The organism is Leeuwenhoekiella marinoflava DSM 3653 (assembly GCF_900129005.1).
Lineage (GTDB): Bacteria > Bacteroidota > Bacteroidia > Flavobacteriales > Flavobacteriaceae > Leeuwenhoekiella > Leeuwenhoekiella marinoflava.
The window spans coordinates 1-17,746 of the sequence record NZ_FQUN01000018.1; the positions used below are offsets into that span (position 1 = coordinate 1).

The following is a 17,746-nucleotide window of genomic DNA, read 5'->3' on the forward strand; positions in this document are numbered from 1 at the left end:
CTCACGCTGATTGCAACTGTAGTTTTGGTGAAACTATGGCAGCGCATAAAAACGAGAGTTTTTTGAGTTTTTTTTAAATTGTTTCTGGTGAAAAGGGCGTTTTGTAAAAGCGCCCTTTTTTTGGGTCAAATAAAATCTTTAATTTCAGATGTGTATTCACTGGTGTTAATGTGTCCCCTTTATTGCTAAGTTTGAGTTTTATAGAACCTTGTTCTTCCACGATTCTAAAACACAAATATCTTTAATAAAATGGAATAGCTGGTTTTGGGTTAGAAGTTCTTGAAGCTCATTCTCACATTTAATTAAAAAAATCTTAATATTCAGCGTTATTAAGCTACGCTCTGCGGTTATTCAGCGATTATTTTTCAGATACTTTTAGTGTTCTCTTAGTTTTAAAGGGCGTATTATCGTAATTCTAACACTAAGTGTGAATTATTTGTAATGCATTTAAGCATAAACTACAAAAGTCCTATGTATTCTATTTATTTGAAGAAGTTGATTGCCACTGTTGCTGTGCTTGTTTCGGTGGCTCAACTTTGCGCTCAAGATAAAATTCCGGCGAATGCCGATTATAAAAATTCAAAAATTCCTGTAGAACAACGTGTTATTGACTTAATTGGTCGTATGACCGTTGAAGAAAAAGTGGGTCAGTTGACAACGCTTTTAGGTTGGAAGATGTACATTAAAACCGGAAACAAAGTACAAGCAAGTGATGCGTTAAAAGATGCAATTACTACACAGAAAATAGGCGCTCTTTGGGGTGTTTTACGCGCCGATCCTTGGACGCAAAAAACCTTATCTAATGGTCTTAACCCGTCTTTAGCTGCACAAGCAACCAATGCGATTCAGAAAGTAGCCGTTGAAGAAAGCAGATTAGGAATCCCATTATTTTTAGCGGAAGAAGCGATGCACGGTCATATGGCAATAGGTACGACAGAGTTTCCTGCGGCTATCGCTCAGGCAAGTACGTTTAACCCTTCAATGAACGAAAAAATGGGTGTTGCCGTTGCTCAGGAATTGCGAGCTCAGGGTGCGCATATAGGGTATGGTCCTATTCTAGATCTTGCTCGCGAACCCAGATGGTCACGCGTAGAAGAGACCTTTGGTGAAGATCCGTATTTGATTTCAGAAATGGGATTGGGTTTAATAAAAGGTTTTCAGGGAAATGGAATAACTAATCCTGAGAATGTCATTTCAACTTTAAAACATTTTGCTGCTTACGGAGTTTCCGAAGGAGGGCATAATGGTGGAGCGGTTCACATTGGCGAGCGCGAGTTGATGCAAGATTATATGTATCCGTTTAAAAAAGCGATTGATGCCGGTGTGCTTTCAGTAATGACGGCTTACAGCTCGGTTGATGGGATTCCGAGTAGTTCGCATAAAGCTTTATTAACAGGGTTGTTACGCGAGCAATGGGGGTTTAAAGGTTTTGTGGTTTCAGACTTGGGAAGTATAGAAGGTATTAAAAACGATCATCATGCAGCAGCTACTTTAGAAGATGCAGCGGCTTTGGCAATGAACGCCGGCGTAGATGCAGATCTGGGCGGTAATGGTTTTGATGACGCACTTTTGAATGCCTTTCATGCAGGTGATGTTACAGAAGCGCGTTTAGACGAAGCGGTAGCATATGTACTTCGGTTGAAGTTTGAAATGGGTCTTTTTGAAAATCCGTATGTAGACGAAAAGAAGCCGGCTAAAGTGGTTAGAAATGCAGCGCATATCGCACTTGCGAAAGAAATGGCTTTAGAAGGCATTACGCTTTTAAAGAATGAAGGCGACTTGCTTCCGCTTTCAAAAGAACTCAAGAAAATTGCGGTTATAGGGCCTAATGCAGATATGATGTACAATCAGTTAGGCGATTATACAGCTCCTCAGGATCCGGAATTTATCATAACACCATTAGAAGGAATTAAAGCTAAAATGCCTGATGCCGAAATTACTTACGTAAAAGGAACGGCAATTCGTGATACGACGCAAACCGATATTGCAGCAGCTGTTTCCGCAGCAAAAAATGCAGAAGTAGCGATTGTGGTTTTGGGTGGATCAAGCGCACGGGATTTTAAAACCGAATATTTAGAGACGGGAGCCGCGACGATATCCTCAAAAGAAGATGAGATTTTAAGCGATATGGAAAGTGGCGAGGGTTACGACCGTGCTACTTTGGACTTAATGGGCAAACAACTCGAACTTTTACAGGCTGTAGAAGCCACGGGAACTCCTACAATATTAGTGTTGATCACCGGTAGACCCCTTTTGATTAATTGGCCTGCCAAACATATTCCTGCAATTTTAGATACGTGGTATCCCGGTTCTCAGGGAGGTGATGCGTTGGCAGATGTGTTGTTTGGCGATTATAATCCGGCGGGACGTTTGCCGGTTTCTATCCCTAAATCTGTGGGGCAAACACCGGTTTATTACAACCATTGGTGGCCCAATCGCAGAGATTATGTAGAAGAGACATCTGCTCCTTTATATGCGTTTGGTCACGGGTTAAGCTATACCGCATTTGACTATTCAGATTTGAAAATTTCGCAAAGTGGAACTGATGCTGACAAGTTTGTTGAAGTTTCGGTAACTGTAAAAAATACAGGAGCTCAAGCCGGAGACGAAGTGGTGCAATTGTATTTACGCGATTTGGTAAGCAGCGTGGTGACGCCGGTAAAACAATTGCGTGGTTTTGAGCGTATACATTTAGCCAAAGGCGAAAGCAAAACCTTAACGTTTACACTTACGCCAGAAGAACTTGCCCTTTATGATACAGAAATGAAGTGCGTGGCAGAAGCAGGAGCATTTGAAGTGCAATTGGGTGCTTCTTCACAAGATATAAGACTTACAGATAGCTTTAAATTAGCTGAAGATATATTACTCACAACTCAAACAAAATAAGTTATGCGATTCCTTTCATACTCTAAGTTTTTTTATGTTTTGGCTATGCTGCTGGGCTCCCTAGCCTGCAGTACTAGCCTTTTTGCGCAAGGGGGTAATTTGCATGAGCAATCAAAGATTTATCAGGAGCCTACAGATAAACACGTACAAGAAAAGCTTGCAGTTTGGGGTGATAAAAAATTCGGGATGTTGATTCATTGGGGTGTTTATGCAGTTCCCGGAATCATTGAATCATGGCAAATTTGCTCTGAACCTTGGTTAGAGCGGCCGGAGGGAATGTCTTATAACGACTATAAAGAATGGTACTGGAATTTAAGTACTGTATTCAATCCGGTGAATTTTGATCCGGATCAATGGGCAGACGCAGCTGAATCTGCCGGAATGAAGTATGTCGTTTTTACGACGAAGCATCACGACGGTTTCAATATGTTTGATACGCAACAAACCGATTATAAAATCACCAACGGACCTTTCAAGAACCATCCAAAAGCCAATGTCACCAAGTATATATTTGAGGCATTTAGAAAGAAAGATTTTATGATCGGCGCTTATTATTCTAAACCAGACTGGCATTCGCAAGATTTCTGGTGGGATAAATATGCTACCCCAGACCGTAATGTGAATTACGACATTAGAAAATATCCTGAGAAATGGAAGAATTTTCAGGATTTTACCTTCAATCAGATTAGTGAGTTGATGCACGATTATGGGGATATAGACATTCTTTGGTTAGACGGTGGCTGGGTACGTCCTCGCGAAACCGTAACCGATGAAGTACGTGCTTGGGGAGCTCCAATTCCAGAATTCAGTCAGGAGATTGATATGCCACGTATCGCAGAAATGGCACGGGAAGCGCAGCCGGGAATCATCTTTGCAGATCGTACCGTTCACGGACCTTATGAGAACTACCAGACGCCAGAGCGCTCAATACCTGAGACTAAATTAGATCATCCTTGGGAAACCAATATGACTCTAGGGAATAACTGGGGTTATGTTCCTAATGATAATTTCAAAACTTCGGCTAAAGTGATTCACAGTTTAGTAGAAGTAGTTGCTAAAGGCGGGAATATGCTTTTAGGTGTTGGACCACAACCTGATGGTTTGATGCCTCCTGATGCCTTGCCTATTCTTGCTGAAATTGGAAACTGGTTAGACCTTAATTCTGAAGCGATCTACGGTACACGCGCTATAGATAATTACCACAGCGAAGCAACTTATTTTACGGCTAATGATAAAAAAACATTTGCCATAACCTTGTTGGAAGAAGGAGTTGCTACTCCAAAAAGCATTTCTTGGGAAGGAAATTTACCTAAAAAAGGAAGCACACTTAAAGAAGTGAGCAGTGGTAAATCTTTAAAATACAGCATCCGTGGAAATACAGTAACCGTGAGTATTCCTGTTGCTGTGCGTAAGGAAGTAAAAGCAGCTTTGGTATTTTCTTATAAATCAGAATAATAGCAGTTATGAATAAATTCTATACAAGCCTTTTTATAATTTTTGCATTGGTAATCACGGGTTGTGATTCTTCAAATAGTGGCGCTCCGGAGCCTTTTGGTCCCGTTCCTTCAGAAGATCAACTCGCGTGGTATGATATGGAAATGAATGCATTTATTCATTTTACGATAAACACCTTTACCGACAAAGAATGGGGTTATGGTGACGAGTCGCCAGCGCTTTTTAATCCGTCAGAATTGGATACTGATCAATGGATGTCTGTTTTAGAAGAGGCTGGTTTTAGTGGAGCGATTCTTACAGCGAAGCATCACGACGGCTTTGCTTTATGGCCTTCTGAATATACTGAGCACGATATAGCGTCGAGCCCTTATAAAGATGGAAAAGGAGACTTGGTAAAAGAAGTTTCAGAGTCTGCAAAAGCACACGGTTTAGAATTTGGGGTGTATTTATCGCCTTGGGATCGCAATCGCGCTGATTATGGCGAGGAATCCTATATCACCTATTACCGCAATCAGTTAAAAGAATTATTCACGGGTTATGGACCTGTTTTTGAAATGTGGTTTGATGGTGCAAATGGAGGTGACGGATATTATGGGGGTGCCAATGAAGAACGAAAAATTGACCGTCAGAACTATTACGACTGGCCAACGACCTTAAAGATAGTAGACTCTATGCAACCTCCGGTTTTATTTTTTAGCGATGCCGGTCCAGATTTACGCTGGGTAGGAAACGAGCGTGGAATAGGAGGTGAGACGCACTGGAATACGATTTCTACAGATACCATGTATGCCGGTCAGGCGGGGATCGAAGAGGTGTTGCAAACCGGTTCTCCTGACGGGGAAAACTGGGTTCCTGCAGAAGTGAATACTTCAATCAGACCGGGATGGTTTTATCACGCTTCAGAAGATTCGCTGGTGCGTACTCCGGAAAATTTATTTGAATTGTACCTGACTTCTGTAGGTCGTGGTTCTACATTGTTATTGAATATTCCTCCAGATCGTCGCGGGTTATTTCACGAGAATGATGTTGCCGCGCTTCTTGGGTTCAGAAAAATATTAGATAGTGTTTTTGCTGAAAACTTAGCAGAGAATGCTACTGCAGTAGCGAATACTTTACGTGATGAAAATCTGGTTTATGCAGCCGATAAAGTTCTAGATGGAGATGCAGAAACCTACTGGGCGACTAACGACGGGGTAACAACCGGAAGCATTGCGTTAACTTGGGATGCGCCACAGACCTTGAATTATATTTCACTTCAGGAGTATATAAAACTTGGTCAGCGTGTTGCTGCTTTTACGGTTTCGATTTGGGAAGAAGGTAAATGGAGGGAAGTGCAAAATCAGACAACAATAGGTCACAAACGCATTTTAAAACTAAATGGCGTTGAAACTTCAAAATTAAAAATCAACATCACCGAAGCTTTGGCTTGTCCGCTGATTTCAACTGTAGCCGTTTACTAGATAAAAACTTATGCATACCATACGCACAAAATATTTAGTAGTTCTTATTCTTTTTTTCAGTCTGGGTTTTGCTCGTGCGCAAGATTCGCTATTTGAGATTAAGGATGGTTCTTTTTTGTTTAAAGGAAAACCTACGCCCATCTATTCGGGTGAGATGCATTATGAGCGTATTCCTAAGGCATATTGGCGACACCGCATACAGATGATGAAAGCGATGGGACTCAACACCATTGCGACATACGTTTTTTGGAACTACCACAACACGGCTCCCGGGGTTTGGGATTTTAAAACCGGAAATAAAAATATCAGTGAGTTTATCAAGATTGCGCAGGAAGAAGATATGTTTGTCATCTTACGCCCCGGTCCTTATGCCTGTGGGGAATGGGAATTTGGTGGATATCCTTGGTTTCTTCAGAATGTTGAAGGATTGAAAGTACGTGAAAATAATGAAGCCTTTTTAGAGGCTTGTCGCGAGTATATCAATCGTTTGGCAGAAGAAGTGGTTCCGCTGCAGATAAATAATGGTGGAAACATTATTATGACGCAGGTCGAAAATGAGTTTGGTTCTTATGTTTCGCAACGCGAAGATATTGCTGCGGAAGAGCATCAAGCTTATAAAAATAAGATTTTTAAGATGCTAAAAGAAGCCGGATTTCAGGCTCCTTTTTTCACATCAGATGGTACCTGGCTTTTTGAAGGCGGAAGCCTTGAAGGTGTTTTACCAACGGCGAATGGTGAAGGTAATGTAGCCAATCTTAAAAAGGCAGTTGATAAATATCACAATAATGAAGGGCCGTATATGGTTGCTGAATTTTATCCCGGTTGGTTAGATCACTGGGCAGAACCTTTTGTGAAAATCAGTGCTTCAGCTATCGCAAAGCAGACTGAAGTGTATTTGAAAAACGGTATCAACTTCAACTTGTATATGGCGCATGGCGGAACCAATTTTGGTTTCACTTCCGGGGCAAATTATAACGAGGAGCATGACATTCAGCCAGACATCACGAGCTATGATTATGACGCGCCTATTTCTGAAGCAGGCTGGGCAACGCCCAAGTTTGATTCCATTCGTGCGCTGATGCAAAAATATGCACCTTATGAGATTTCAGCGGTGCCAGAACAAATGCCTGTGATTGCCATTCCTGAGATCAGCTTGTCTAAAACTACAGATGCGCTGGCATATATCAAAAAGCAAAAGCCTGTGATCAGCGACCGTCCGTTGACTTTTGAAGAATTAGAACAAGGTCACGGATATGTGTTGTATAAAAAACGCTTTACGCAACCTATTAACGGAATGCTTAAAGTTCCCGGATTGCGGGACTTTGCAACGGTTTATGTAAATGGTAAAAAAGTAGGCGAACTCAATCGTGTATTCAATACCTATGAAATTCCTATTAAGATTCCATTTAATGGAAATCTGGAGATTTTAGTAGAAAATATGGGTCGCATCAATTACGGTTCAGAAATCGTAAATAACCTCAAGGGAATTATTGAGCCGGTAACCCTTAACGATTATGAGATCACCGGCGGTTGGGAGATGTACAAAGCTCCTTTCGCTGAAGTTCCAAATGATCTTGAAGTTGAAGAAGTAAAGACGGGAAGACCTGTTTTATATTCCGGTAATTTTAAGTTGTCTAAAACAGGAGATACATTTCTTGATGTAAGTAGTCTAGGAAAAGGAATTGTCTTTATAAACGGCCATAATTTGGGTCGGTATTGGCAAGTGGGTCCACAACAGACTTTATATGTGCCGGGTTGCTGGTTAAAAGAAAACAACAGCATAACCGTTTTTGAGCAACTTCACGAGACCACGGTAAGCCAACTTTCAGGTCAGATAAAACCTATTTTGGAGACTTTGAACTTATAATAATTCTTCCGCCGTAAGCCTAAGAGCAGTTTTTTTAAACAGAAAGCAGCAACACAAAATAGCAGTGCAAGAATTGAGTGAGTCTTAGCAAAAGACTAAAAAATAAGAAAATACTTCCCCTATATGTCACAAAAATATATCAAAGAAGCATGTGTAGAAACACTAGAACAAGCCGTTATTGCTGAAAAAAAAGGTGCAGACCGTTTGGAGTTATGTGCGTATCTGGCATTTGACGGCTTAACACCGGCACCAGATTTAATCAAAGCGGTGTTGAATGCGGTGAGCATTCCGGTTAGGGTAATGATCAGACCGCGTAATGGTAATTTTTGCTATAATGAGGACGAGTTAGAACATATGGAAAATTGCATCAAGCACTGTAAAAAAGTTGGTGTAGAAGGTGTGGTTTTTGGTGTTTTAGAAGAATCAGGTAAGTTGAATATAGAAGCTCTTGAACAGTTGGTAAAAGTCGCTAAACCGCTAAAAGTAGTCATTCATAAAGCTATTGACGAAACTCCCAACTTGATCGATTCAATAAAAAAATTATTGAAATTAGAAAGTATTGATACGGTTTTGACTTCAGGAGGGAAATCAAATGCTTTTGATGGTAAAGAAAATTTATTACAAATGATGAGGACTGCGGGAGCTAAGCTAGAGATTATGCCTGCTGGGAAAATAACCCAATTTAACCTCACAGAGTTGGATCATATTTTAGGAGCAAAAGCTTATCATGGGCGGTTGATTGTGGGTGAGTTAAAATAAAACTGATGACAAAATTACTATTGCGTTTAGTTCTTGTGCTAAGTGTTTTTTCTTGTCAGAACACTACTTTGCCTAAACTTAAAATTCTTGAAAATGAATTTATTTATGCGGAAGCTTCATTTCCGCAGTGTCACGCCTCAACACTTGTAGAAGCAGGCGATGGTAATATTGTTGCGGCTTGGTTTGGTGGAGAGTATGAGCGGCATCCAGAGGTGAGTATTTACCAAAGTACAAAAACAGATAATGGCTGGTCTGCTCCCAAAAAAGTAGCAGATGGTAAAACCGAAAATGATGCGATAAGTAATCCTACCTGGAATCCTGTTTTATTTAAAAATAAGGTTAATGACTTGCTGCTGTATTACAAAGAAGGTTCTTCTCCTTCAACCTGGTGGGGAATGTGAAAAATGTCTGCAGATGACGGTGAGACCTGGTCTTTGCCAAAACGATTTCCTGATAGTATTTTGGGGCCTATTAAAAATAAACCCATTCAATTAGCATCTGGCATGATTGTAAGTCCGTCTAGTGTAGAGTCTGAAGATGGAGCGATCTGGAAATCACACATAGAACTTTCTAACGATGGTGGATATACTTGGGAGCGTGTTGCAATTCCTTCAGCAGATACGGTTAAAGTGATTCAGCCTACTTTGATTCAGCTTCCTGACGGAAATCTAAAAGCTCTTTTGCGTAGTGATCAAAATTACGTTTTAGAGAGTATAAGCAAGGACGAAGGCAAAACCTGGTCTGAAGTTAAAAATGGAAGGATGCTCAACCCAAATAGTGGGATTGATGCAGTTACTTTAGCTGACGGAACCTTTCTTTTGGTATACAACCCTACTGAAGCCGGATCCGATTGGTCAGATGGCCGTAATAAGCTTAATTTGGCTTACAGTACAGATGGGGAGAACTGGAAAGATGTTTTAAAGCTTGAGGACGAAGCTGAAGGCGAATTCAGTTATCCCGCGATCATACAAGATTCTAAAGGTTTTGTGCACATCAGCTACACGCATAACCGTACAAAAATCAAGTATTTAAAAGTTGATTTGAGAAATTAGACTAAGGTCAATTTAATACCCATTTCACGGATGCGTTCTGCATCAGAAGCAGAGAGCTCTTTATCTGTAATGATTTCACTAATTTCATCTAACTCACAGATTTTAGCAAGACTGCGTTTACCAAATTTTGAAGAGTCGGCTAAAAGAATGGTTTTCTGAGCGGCTTCCATCATTTTTCTATTGAGAATCGCTTCTTCAATATTGGTGGTCGTGCAGCCAAAGTCGAGATCAATCCCGTCAACACCCATAAAAAATTGATGCGAGGAGATGTGGTTTAAAATATGTTCTGCATAATGACCCGTAACAGAGCCGGAGCGATGACGTACATTTCCGCCCAATTGAATAATGTCTATATCCTTATGTTTCATCAATTCTATAGCTACCAGTAACGAAGAAGTGATTACGTTTAGTTTTCCTTTCGGTTTTATAGCCCGACCTAATTGTTGTACAGTGGTTCCGCTTGCGATTATTATAGAGTCATTTTCCTGAACCCGATCAGCAGCAGCTTCGGCAATTAATGATTTTTCAGTAGCAGAAATGGTCGCTTTTTCAACCACATCCCGTTCATTCATATACGGATTTTCTAAAGAAGCGCCACCGTGTGTTCTGAATAGTAAGCCTTTGTCTTCTAATAGTTTAAGGTCTTTTCTGATGGTTACAGCAGATACATCTAGGCGCTCACAAAGAGTTGCTACCTTGATATGTTTTTCTTCTTTTAATTGTTCTAGAATCTGCTGATGTCTTTCCATAGTGACTGTTTAATTTGTTGTGTTGGGAGGTACAAATATAAGATCTAGAAAATCAAATGAAAACACACTTTCATTTAGTTTCACTTTTGATCGAAATGTAATTTAAACGAAATTTTAACTTTCGAACGCAATCGTTTTATTTCAATGTTTATATATTTGTGTCTAATAAGTAATATTTGAAAACCAAATGAAGCAGAATATTTTCAGTCGAGAACATATTATCAGTGAACTTCCACAGGTTAAAAAGTGGGATGTGATCGTGATAGGTGGTGGAGCTACAGGACTTGGTGTTGCGTTAGATAGCGCAACCAGAGGTTATAAAACATTACTACTGGAGCAGGTAGATTATGCTAAAGGTACTTCTAGTCGAAGTACAAAACTAGTGCACGGTGGTGTACGTTATTTAGCTCAAGGTGATATAGACTTAGTTAAAGAAGCACTTCATGAGCGTGGATTATTAGCACGAAACGCGCCGCATTTGGTAAAGAATCAAAACTTTGTTATACCCAATTATCGTTGGTGGGAGGGTATTTATTATACTATAGGTTTAAAAGCCTATGATTTTCTTGCAGGTAAACTGAGTTTAGGGAAATCAAAACACATCAATAAAACTAAAACGGTAGCGCGTCTTTCAACTTTACGTCAAAAAGGACTTTACGGTGGTGTGGTTTATAAAGATGGTCAGTTTGATGATTCAAGATTAGCAACAAACATCGCACAGACTTGTATTGAAAACGGAGCGACACTGCTTAATCATTTTAAAGTGACTGATTTAATACAAGATAATCAGAAACAAATTATAGGTGTAGAAGCGAAAGATATCGAAACTGATGTAAACTATACGTTTTCTAGCGATTTGGTAATTAATGCTACCGGAGTATTTACAGATGAAATTTTGCGTATGGAAAATGCGCAAGCTAAAAAATCAATTGTTCCCAGTCAGGGTGTGCATTTGGTTTTTGACAAAAGCTTTCTGCCAGGTGACGATGCGATTATGATTCCTAAGACAGATGATGGTCGCGTTTTATTTGCTGTGCCTTGGCACGATAAAGTTTTGGTGGGTACCACAGATACGAATCTTGATGATCACAGTCTTGAGCCTCAGGCTCAGGAACAGGAAATAGAATTTATTCTGAAAACCTTCAATAATTACATCAATAAGAAAGTTACACGAGCTGATGTACGAAGCATTTTTGCAGGCTTACGCCCACTTGCTGCGCCTAAGGATTCTTCAGAAAAAACAAAAGAAATATCTCGAAGTCATAAAGTTATAGTTTCAGAAACCGGTTTGATTACCATTACTGGTGGTAAATGGACGACGTACAGACGTATGGCTCAGGATACCATAAATAAAGCTATTTCGCTTAAAAAGCTTCCGAATAAAAAATGCCAGACAGAGCATTTAGAGATTCACGGAGCGATGCCTACTGAGAACAGAGAAAATCATATGTACATCTATGGAACGGATCAAAAAGGCATCGCAAGTCTTATTGAAGAGGATGCTTCTTTAGGTGAGAAATTACACCCAAGACTTCCGTTTTTAAAAGCCGAAGTTATCTGGGCGGTACGTTATGAAATGGCGCGTACGGTAGAAGATGTTTTGGCAAGACGGGTAAGAGCACTCTTTTTAGATGCAGCTGCAGCTCGTGATATGACAGCAGAAGTAGCTAGGCTCATTGCAAGTGAACTCAATCGTGATGAGGTCTGGAAGCTTAATCAAATAGAAGAATTTACAAAGTTGGCAGACCACTATAGCATAGAGGGCAATAGGGTGACCAATTAATAATTAATACAAATTTCATCGCTCCTCAATAATTTTGTTGAGGAGCTTAACCATAAAATTTTATACAAATGGACCAGTTTATATTATCTCTGGATCAGGGAACAACAAGTTCTCGCGCAATCGTTTTCGACAAAAAAGGTGGTATAGTATCTATAGCACAGAAAGAATTTAAGCAATATTTTCCCAAGCCGGGTTGGGTTGAACATGATCCGCAGGAAATATGGTCTACACAAGCAGGAGTAGCTGCAGAAGCTACTGTTTCTAAAGGTTTAAATGGAAAAAATATCGCCGGGATCGGGATTACAAATCAGCGAGAAACTGTTGTGGTTTGGGATAAAAATACGGGTGAGCCTGTTTACAATGCGATCGTTTGGCAAGATAAGCGTACTGCCGATTATTGTGATGAATTGAAAGAAAACGGTCAGGCTGAAATGATTCAACAGAAAACAGGTCTCGTTATAGATTCTTATTTCTCAGGGACTAAAGTTAAATGGATCTTAGATAATGTTGAAGGGGCTCGTGAAAAGGCTGAAGCAGGCGATCTTATTTTAGGAACGATTGATACGTGGTTAATCTGGAAATTTACAAAAGGCGAATTGCACGTAACCGATGTGACTAATGCCTGTAGAACGCTGTTGTATAACATCAATACGATGGATTGGGATCCGGAGCTTTTAGAGCTTTTTGGAATACCGGAAAGTATGTTGCCAGAGGTAAAAGACTCCAGTGAAGTTTACGGGCATACAAAAACCACAGTTTTTGCTTCTAAAATTCCTATTGCAGGTATCGCAGGAGATCAGATGGCAGCGCTTTTTGGACAAATGTGTACCAAAAAAGGTATGGTTAAAAATACCTACGGTACGGGTTGTTTTATGTTGATGAACATAGGAGATAAACCGATTATTTCTAAAAATAACTTGCTGACCACAGTAGCTTGGAGGATAAATGGTAAAACCGAATATGCTTTAGAAGGAAGTATTTTTATTGGTGGCGCAGTAGTACAATGGTTGCGTGACGGATTGGGTATTATCAATAAATCTGAAGATGTAGAGCCGCTTGCAGAATCTGTAGAATCTACAGATGGTGTATACTTTATACCAGCATTTGCCGGTCTGGGCGCTCCTTATTGGAATCAAAAAGCAAAAGGAACCATTTTTGGTGTAACCCGTGGAACCACAGATGCACATATTGCTAGAGCTTCTATCGAAGCCATCGCGTACCAGACTATGGATATTTTAAAATCTATGGAGGCAGATTCTGGAATTGAAATCAAAGAATTGCGTGTAGATGGTGGCGCTTCAGTAAACGAAACGTTGATGCAGTTTCAGGCAGATGTATTGAATTCAATTACAGTTAGACCAAAAATCACCGAAACAACTGCTTTAGGTGCGGCTTACCTTGCGGGTCTTGCTGTAGGTTTTTGGGAAAGTAAAGAAGAAATTCAGGAAATGTGGCAAGAAGATAAACGTTTTGAACCAGAGAAACCAAGGGCAGATGTAGAAGCAGGTATCAAAGGATGGTATCGTGCAGTAAAAGCATTAGAACATTGGACAAAACTTTAAGACCTGAATCATGACTCCATTTATAGCAGAATTATTAGGAACAGCATTATTAATCCTTTTAGGAGGAGGTATCGTTGCAAATGATCTTTTAAGTAAAACTAAGGGTAATGGTGGAGGTTGGATGACCATCACTACAGCCTGGGGGCTTGCAGTATTTGTAGGTGTTGTAGTTGCAGGTCCTTATAGTGGTGCACACCTTAATCCTGCTGTTACGATAGGTTTAGCAGTAAGTGGTTTATTCCCTTGGGCAGATGTGCCTACGTATTTAGCAGCAGAATTTTTAGGAGCGATGATAGGTTCCTCTTTAGTGTATTTGATGTATAAAGATCATTTTGACGCTACAGAAGACGGCGGACTTAAGCGGGCGGTATTTTGTACAGACCCTGCTATCCCTAATAATTTTAGAAATATTGTAAGTGAAATTTTAGGCACATTTGTTTTAGTTATTTGTGTTTTTTACTTCGCTGATGCAGAGATTTCTGACGGGAGCGGGACAAAAGTTGGTCTGGGTTCAATAGGTGCAATTCCGGTTGCATTTGTAGTTTGGGGAATAGGTCTTTCTCTGGGAGGAACTACAGGATATGCAATTAATCCTGCACGGGATTTAGGTCCGCGTATTGTTCATGCATTATTGCCTATAAAAGGTAAGATTGACAGCGGTTGGGGGTACGCCTGGATACCTGTACTTGGTCCTATTCTAGGAGCCATTATTGCTGCATCTCTTTACCTAGTCTTAAACTAATTTATAGCTAAAACACTTTTATGAAATTATTCAAATCTGCCTTGATGCTGATGTGCATATTTGCACTTCAGCAACTACAGGCACAGGAAGACTTACGTTTATCAGATCTTGAAATAGTAGATTCAACATCTTCAAAATACCAGCCTTTTGACTTCAATTTAAAGGTAAAAACCATGCACTTGTGGAAGGGTTTGCGAGTAACCGATGCACCGGTAGTAGATGTTGATCTCAACTATACTTCAAGAAATGGGAAATTTAAAGCCGGTCTTTGGGGTGGTGCTGGAGTAACAGGGTATTACACTGAGTTTGACTACTATGCTTCTTATACTACAAACGGGTTTTCATTGGCAGTTTGGGATATCAATAACTCAAGTGATTACCCAGATGCAAAGATTTTTGATTACGATCGAAGCACAACATCACATTTTATTGATGTGACCTTGGGATATCAATTTAAGCCTATTCCGCTTAAATTATCGTGGAGTACTATCGTGCAGGGTAGAGATACCTATGTAACCAGCTCTGGTAAATTGCGGAATGCTTTTTCTAATTATGTAGAAGCGAGCTACGGTTTGATTCAGAAAAAAGACTGGTCGGTGAACGCATTTGTGGGAGGTGCTTTTTCTTTTGAAAATGAAGCGCACTTTTATGGTGAGCATCCTAATGTGACCAATCTGGGGCTTATTTATGCTAAAGAAGTAACGGTACTTAAAAAGTTTACTTTGCCCTTTACAGCAACTGCAATGTGGAATCCGGAGCAGGAATATGGCGCAATTGAAGTAGCAGTTACGCTGTTTTAAATTACGAGTTTATAAATTTTCTAATGTCTTTATTAGAGCCGTAAAGTACTAAGATGTCGCCTTGCTCAAGTAAAAGCTTGGGTGTGGCGACACTTTGTACATCTATTATTGTTTTCTTTTTACCCATGTTAGTTTCTACGTGAGCATTTTTTAAGGTTGTTAAAACCAATAGGTTATAACGCTCTCTAAACTGAACTTCTTCTACGGTTTTATTTTCATAGTGAGCAGGAAGCTTTACCTCAACAATACTGAAGTAATCATTCAGTTCAAATGAATCGACAACGCCACGCATACAAAGGCGTTTTGCCCAGCGCTCTGCACTCTCTTGCTCAGGATGCACAATCTCGTCAACTCCAATAGCATTTAAGACATTTTCGTGTAGCGTATTTACTGCTCGGCTGATGAGTTTTTTAACTTCTAAGTTTTTAAAAAGTGCCGTTACCATTACATTGGTTCCTTGATTTTCACCAATGGCAACAATTACAATATCGGTGTCTTTCAGTGGGAGTCCGCTAACGGTAGATTCATCAGTGGCATCGAGACAAATGGTGTGTGTTATTTTTTCTTTTAAAGCATCTACACGTGGCATTTTGATATCAATCCCAATCACTTCATTTCCCTGAGCGGTTAGTTTTTCGGCGAGTGATGCGCCAAAACTTCCTAAGCCTATAATGATATATTTCATCTTCTAAATTCTTTTAATTGATCAAAATTTCTTCTGTAGGGTATCGGTATGCTTTGTGTTTAATTTTTCTAAAAAAAGCAATCATAATAGTAAGCATACTTACCCTTCCTATAAACATCACCAGAATTAAAACTCCTTTACTTGCTGCAGAAAGACTTGAAGTGATCCCTAAACTGAGTCCTACAGTACTGTATGCCGAAAAACATTCAAAGGCGATACTGAGTAAGGTTTTATCGGGGTCAAAAGAAGCGATTGCAATAACAGCAAAGCCAATAACAACCAGCGATAAAGAGATAATTGCAAAAGCGCGTCTCACCGAAATATCGGCGATTTCTCTGCGGTAAACTTCTATGCGTTCTTTTCCTTTCGCAAGACTTAAAAAATTTAGAGTAGCAATAGCAAAAGTGCTGGTTTTAATACCTCCACCAGTAGATGCCGGTGAAGCACCAACCCACATTAGCAAGAAGATTAGCATTATGGTTGAAAAATGCAGTTGGTTCATATCAAGTGTATTGAAACCTGCCGTTCTTGGAGTTGTTGCGCCAAAGAAAGCGGTCACAAATTTACCAAACCCACTATGCTCTTCTAGCGTATTGTGGTATTCATTTGCATAAAAAACAAACGTACCTATAAGCGTCAATGCACTTGTAGTGATCAAGGTTATTCTACTGCTTAAACTTAAAATCCAAGGCTTATAAACAATACTTCGATCCGGGTGTTTTAATGGATTTATGATTTTGTATTTTAAATACTTAATGATATTGATAACTATAGGAAACCCTAATCCACCAAATACAAAAAGACCTATTAGCGTAAGCTGAAGCATATAATTATATCTAAAGCTGATATCGTAAATTCCGTTTGAGAGTGTTGAGAATCCGGCGTTACAGAATGCAGAAATAGCATGGAATACGGCAAAAAATACACGATCTGTAAATTCGGGAATATCTTTTATTTTTAAACTGAAAAAGATAATCAGTGCACCAATAGCTTCTATAGAAAAGGTGATAACCAAGATGCGTTTTAGGGTTGAAAATACTTCGCCTATTTTCTGCGAATTATTCATATCACTTAGCACAACCTGATTTTCAAAAGAAGAAACGCCTTTAAAAAAATAGCTGAAATAACTTGCGAACGTAAGAATTCCCAATCCGCCTAACTGTATTAAAAATACAATGATGTTTTGACCTAAAGGCGTAAAATAGCTTCCGGTGTCAACCACTATTAACCCGGTCACACATACGGCACTTGTAGAGGTAAACAATGCGTCTAGAAATGAAATGCCATCGTAAGTTGCTTTGGGTAACATCAATAAGAAGGCGCCAAACAGCACAATGCCTACAAAGCTGGCAATAAAAAGTTGAGCGGGATTTAAATGGCTTTTTCTGTAGTTAAGACGTCGCTCAGCAAATTCACGTATAAAGGTGAGGATGATTGCTGCTTTTAACCAGTTGTCATTGTATAAGAAGCCTAATTTGTCGTGTGCTTCGTGACTAAAAAAATGAATCCCTATGATGTAGAGGATGAGTAAAATACTAGCAGCATCAAAGAAAATAACCTGAGTGCTTAACTTTTTAGACTGAATAAAATACCTGATTAGCGTAGTAGCAATACCTATAAATAGAACGATGAGGTAATATGCATTTAAAAACAATTGAATTTCTTCAGACTGCTCATAGCCAAAATCTAAAATGAATGCAAAAACCCCAATTAAGCTCATAACGAAAGCAGAACGAAATAATGTATTTAACGTCATTATTTTGGAAAATGATTCTTTCAAATTCAGCATATTGAAATTGCAGCGCAAAGTTACGCCAACTTAGGCAGAGGCTAGATTTAAAGTCTTAAACTTTAGATAAACTTTGAGTAAGGTGTTGAATGCTTAAATCTTGTAACTTAAAAGTTTTGAGGCGCTTCTTAAAGCCTTAGTTTTGCAGAAAATTTAG

Annotated in this window: 12 protein-coding genes and 1 pseudogene; 10 read left to right on the forward strand and 3 right to left on the reverse strand. The window is 39.5% G+C overall.

The genetic code is table 11. The features are described 5' to 3' along the window. The first annotated feature begins 471 nt into the window (after positions 1-471). The 6 genes and pseudogenes from BUB91_RS15695 to BUB91_RS21370 all read left to right on the forward strand — a co-directional run bounded on the left by BUB91_RS15695 (position 472) and on the right by BUB91_RS21370 (position 9,479). Entirely contained in the window at positions 472-2,886 is a 2,415-nt protein-coding gene (locus tag BUB91_RS15695; RefSeq protein ID WP_073100230.1) for a glycoside hydrolase family 3 N-terminal domain-containing protein, read from the forward strand. A 3-nt stretch (positions 2,887-2,889) separates the two neighbouring features. Further along, entirely contained in the window at positions 2,890-4,341 is a 1,452-nt protein-coding gene (locus BUB91_RS15700) for an alpha-L-fucosidase (protein ID WP_083557979.1), read from the forward strand. An 8-nt stretch (positions 4,342-4,349) separates the two neighbouring features. Further along, positions 4,350-5,801 carry an alpha-L-fucosidase gene (locus tag BUB91_RS15705; protein WP_073100231.1) on the forward strand — a complete coding sequence of 484 codons (1,452 nt, stop codon included), beginning with the start codon at positions 4,350-4,352 and terminating at the stop codon, positions 5,799-5,801. A 10-nt stretch (positions 5,802-5,811) separates the two neighbouring features. Further along, positions 5,812-7,668 (forward strand): beta-galactosidase, encoded by a 1,857-nt coding sequence (locus BUB91_RS15710; protein WP_083557980.1) that lies wholly within the window; start codon positions 5,812-5,814, stop codon positions 7,666-7,668. 123 nt (positions 7,669-7,791) lie between these two features. Next, positions 7,792-8,427, forward strand: coding sequence for a copper homeostasis protein CutC (locus BUB91_RS15715; RefSeq protein WP_073100232.1), 636 nt, complete (start codon positions 7,792-7,794; stop codon positions 8,425-8,427). Between the two features lie 5 nt (positions 8,428-8,432). After that, positions 8,433-9,479 (forward strand): annotated as a pseudogene (locus BUB91_RS21370) (sialidase family protein). Here BUB91_RS21370 and BUB91_RS15725 read toward each other — a convergent pair. Further along, positions 9,476-10,228, reverse strand: a complete 753-nt coding sequence (locus BUB91_RS15725; protein WP_073100233.1) for a DeoR/GlpR family DNA-binding transcription regulator — start codon at positions 10,226-10,228, stop codon at positions 9,476-9,478. The pseudogene BUB91_RS21370 and the gene BUB91_RS15725 sit on opposite strands and share 4 nt — an antisense overlap. A 187-nt stretch (positions 10,229-10,415) precedes the next feature. Between BUB91_RS15725 and BUB91_RS15730 the strand changes: the two genes are divergently transcribed. The 4 genes from BUB91_RS15730 to BUB91_RS15745 all read left to right on the forward strand — a co-directional run bounded on the left by BUB91_RS15730 (position 10,416) and on the right by BUB91_RS15745 (position 15,115). Next, complete coding sequence (locus BUB91_RS15730) at positions 10,416-12,011, forward strand: glycerol-3-phosphate dehydrogenase/oxidase (RefSeq protein WP_073100234.1); 1,596 nt, start codon at positions 10,416-10,418, stop codon at positions 12,009-12,011. Between the two features lie 68 nt (positions 12,012-12,079). Continuing rightward, positions 12,080-13,573 (forward strand): glycerol kinase GlpK, encoded by a 1,494-nt coding sequence (glpK, locus tag BUB91_RS15735; protein ID WP_073100235.1) that lies wholly within the window; start codon positions 12,080-12,082, stop codon positions 13,571-13,573. 10 nt (positions 13,574-13,583) lie between these two features. Next, a complete protein-coding gene (locus BUB91_RS15740) occupies positions 13,584-14,315 on the forward strand; it encodes an MIP/aquaporin family protein (protein WP_073100236.1) in 732 nt (243 codons plus the stop codon). A gap of 20 nt (positions 14,316-14,335) precedes the next feature. Continuing rightward, positions 14,336-15,115: a hypothetical protein gene (locus tag BUB91_RS15745; RefSeq protein ID WP_073100237.1), complete on the forward strand. Its 780-nt coding sequence runs from the start codon at positions 14,336-14,338 to the stop codon at positions 15,113-15,115. Position 15,116: 1 nt separating this feature from the next. Here the strand turns inward: BUB91_RS15745 and BUB91_RS15750 are convergent, their stop codons facing one another. Then, the gene (locus BUB91_RS15750; protein WP_073100238.1) at positions 15,117-15,800 is read right to left on the reverse strand and encodes a potassium channel family protein; all 684 of its coding nucleotides are present in this window, start codon (positions 15,798-15,800) and stop codon (positions 15,117-15,119) included. A gap of 13 nt (positions 15,801-15,813) precedes the next feature. Then, positions 15,814-17,556, reverse strand: a complete 1,743-nt coding sequence (locus tag BUB91_RS15755; RefSeq protein WP_073100239.1) for a TrkH family potassium uptake protein — start codon at positions 17,554-17,556, stop codon at positions 15,814-15,816. Between the last annotated feature and the right edge of the window lie 190 nt (positions 17,557-17,746).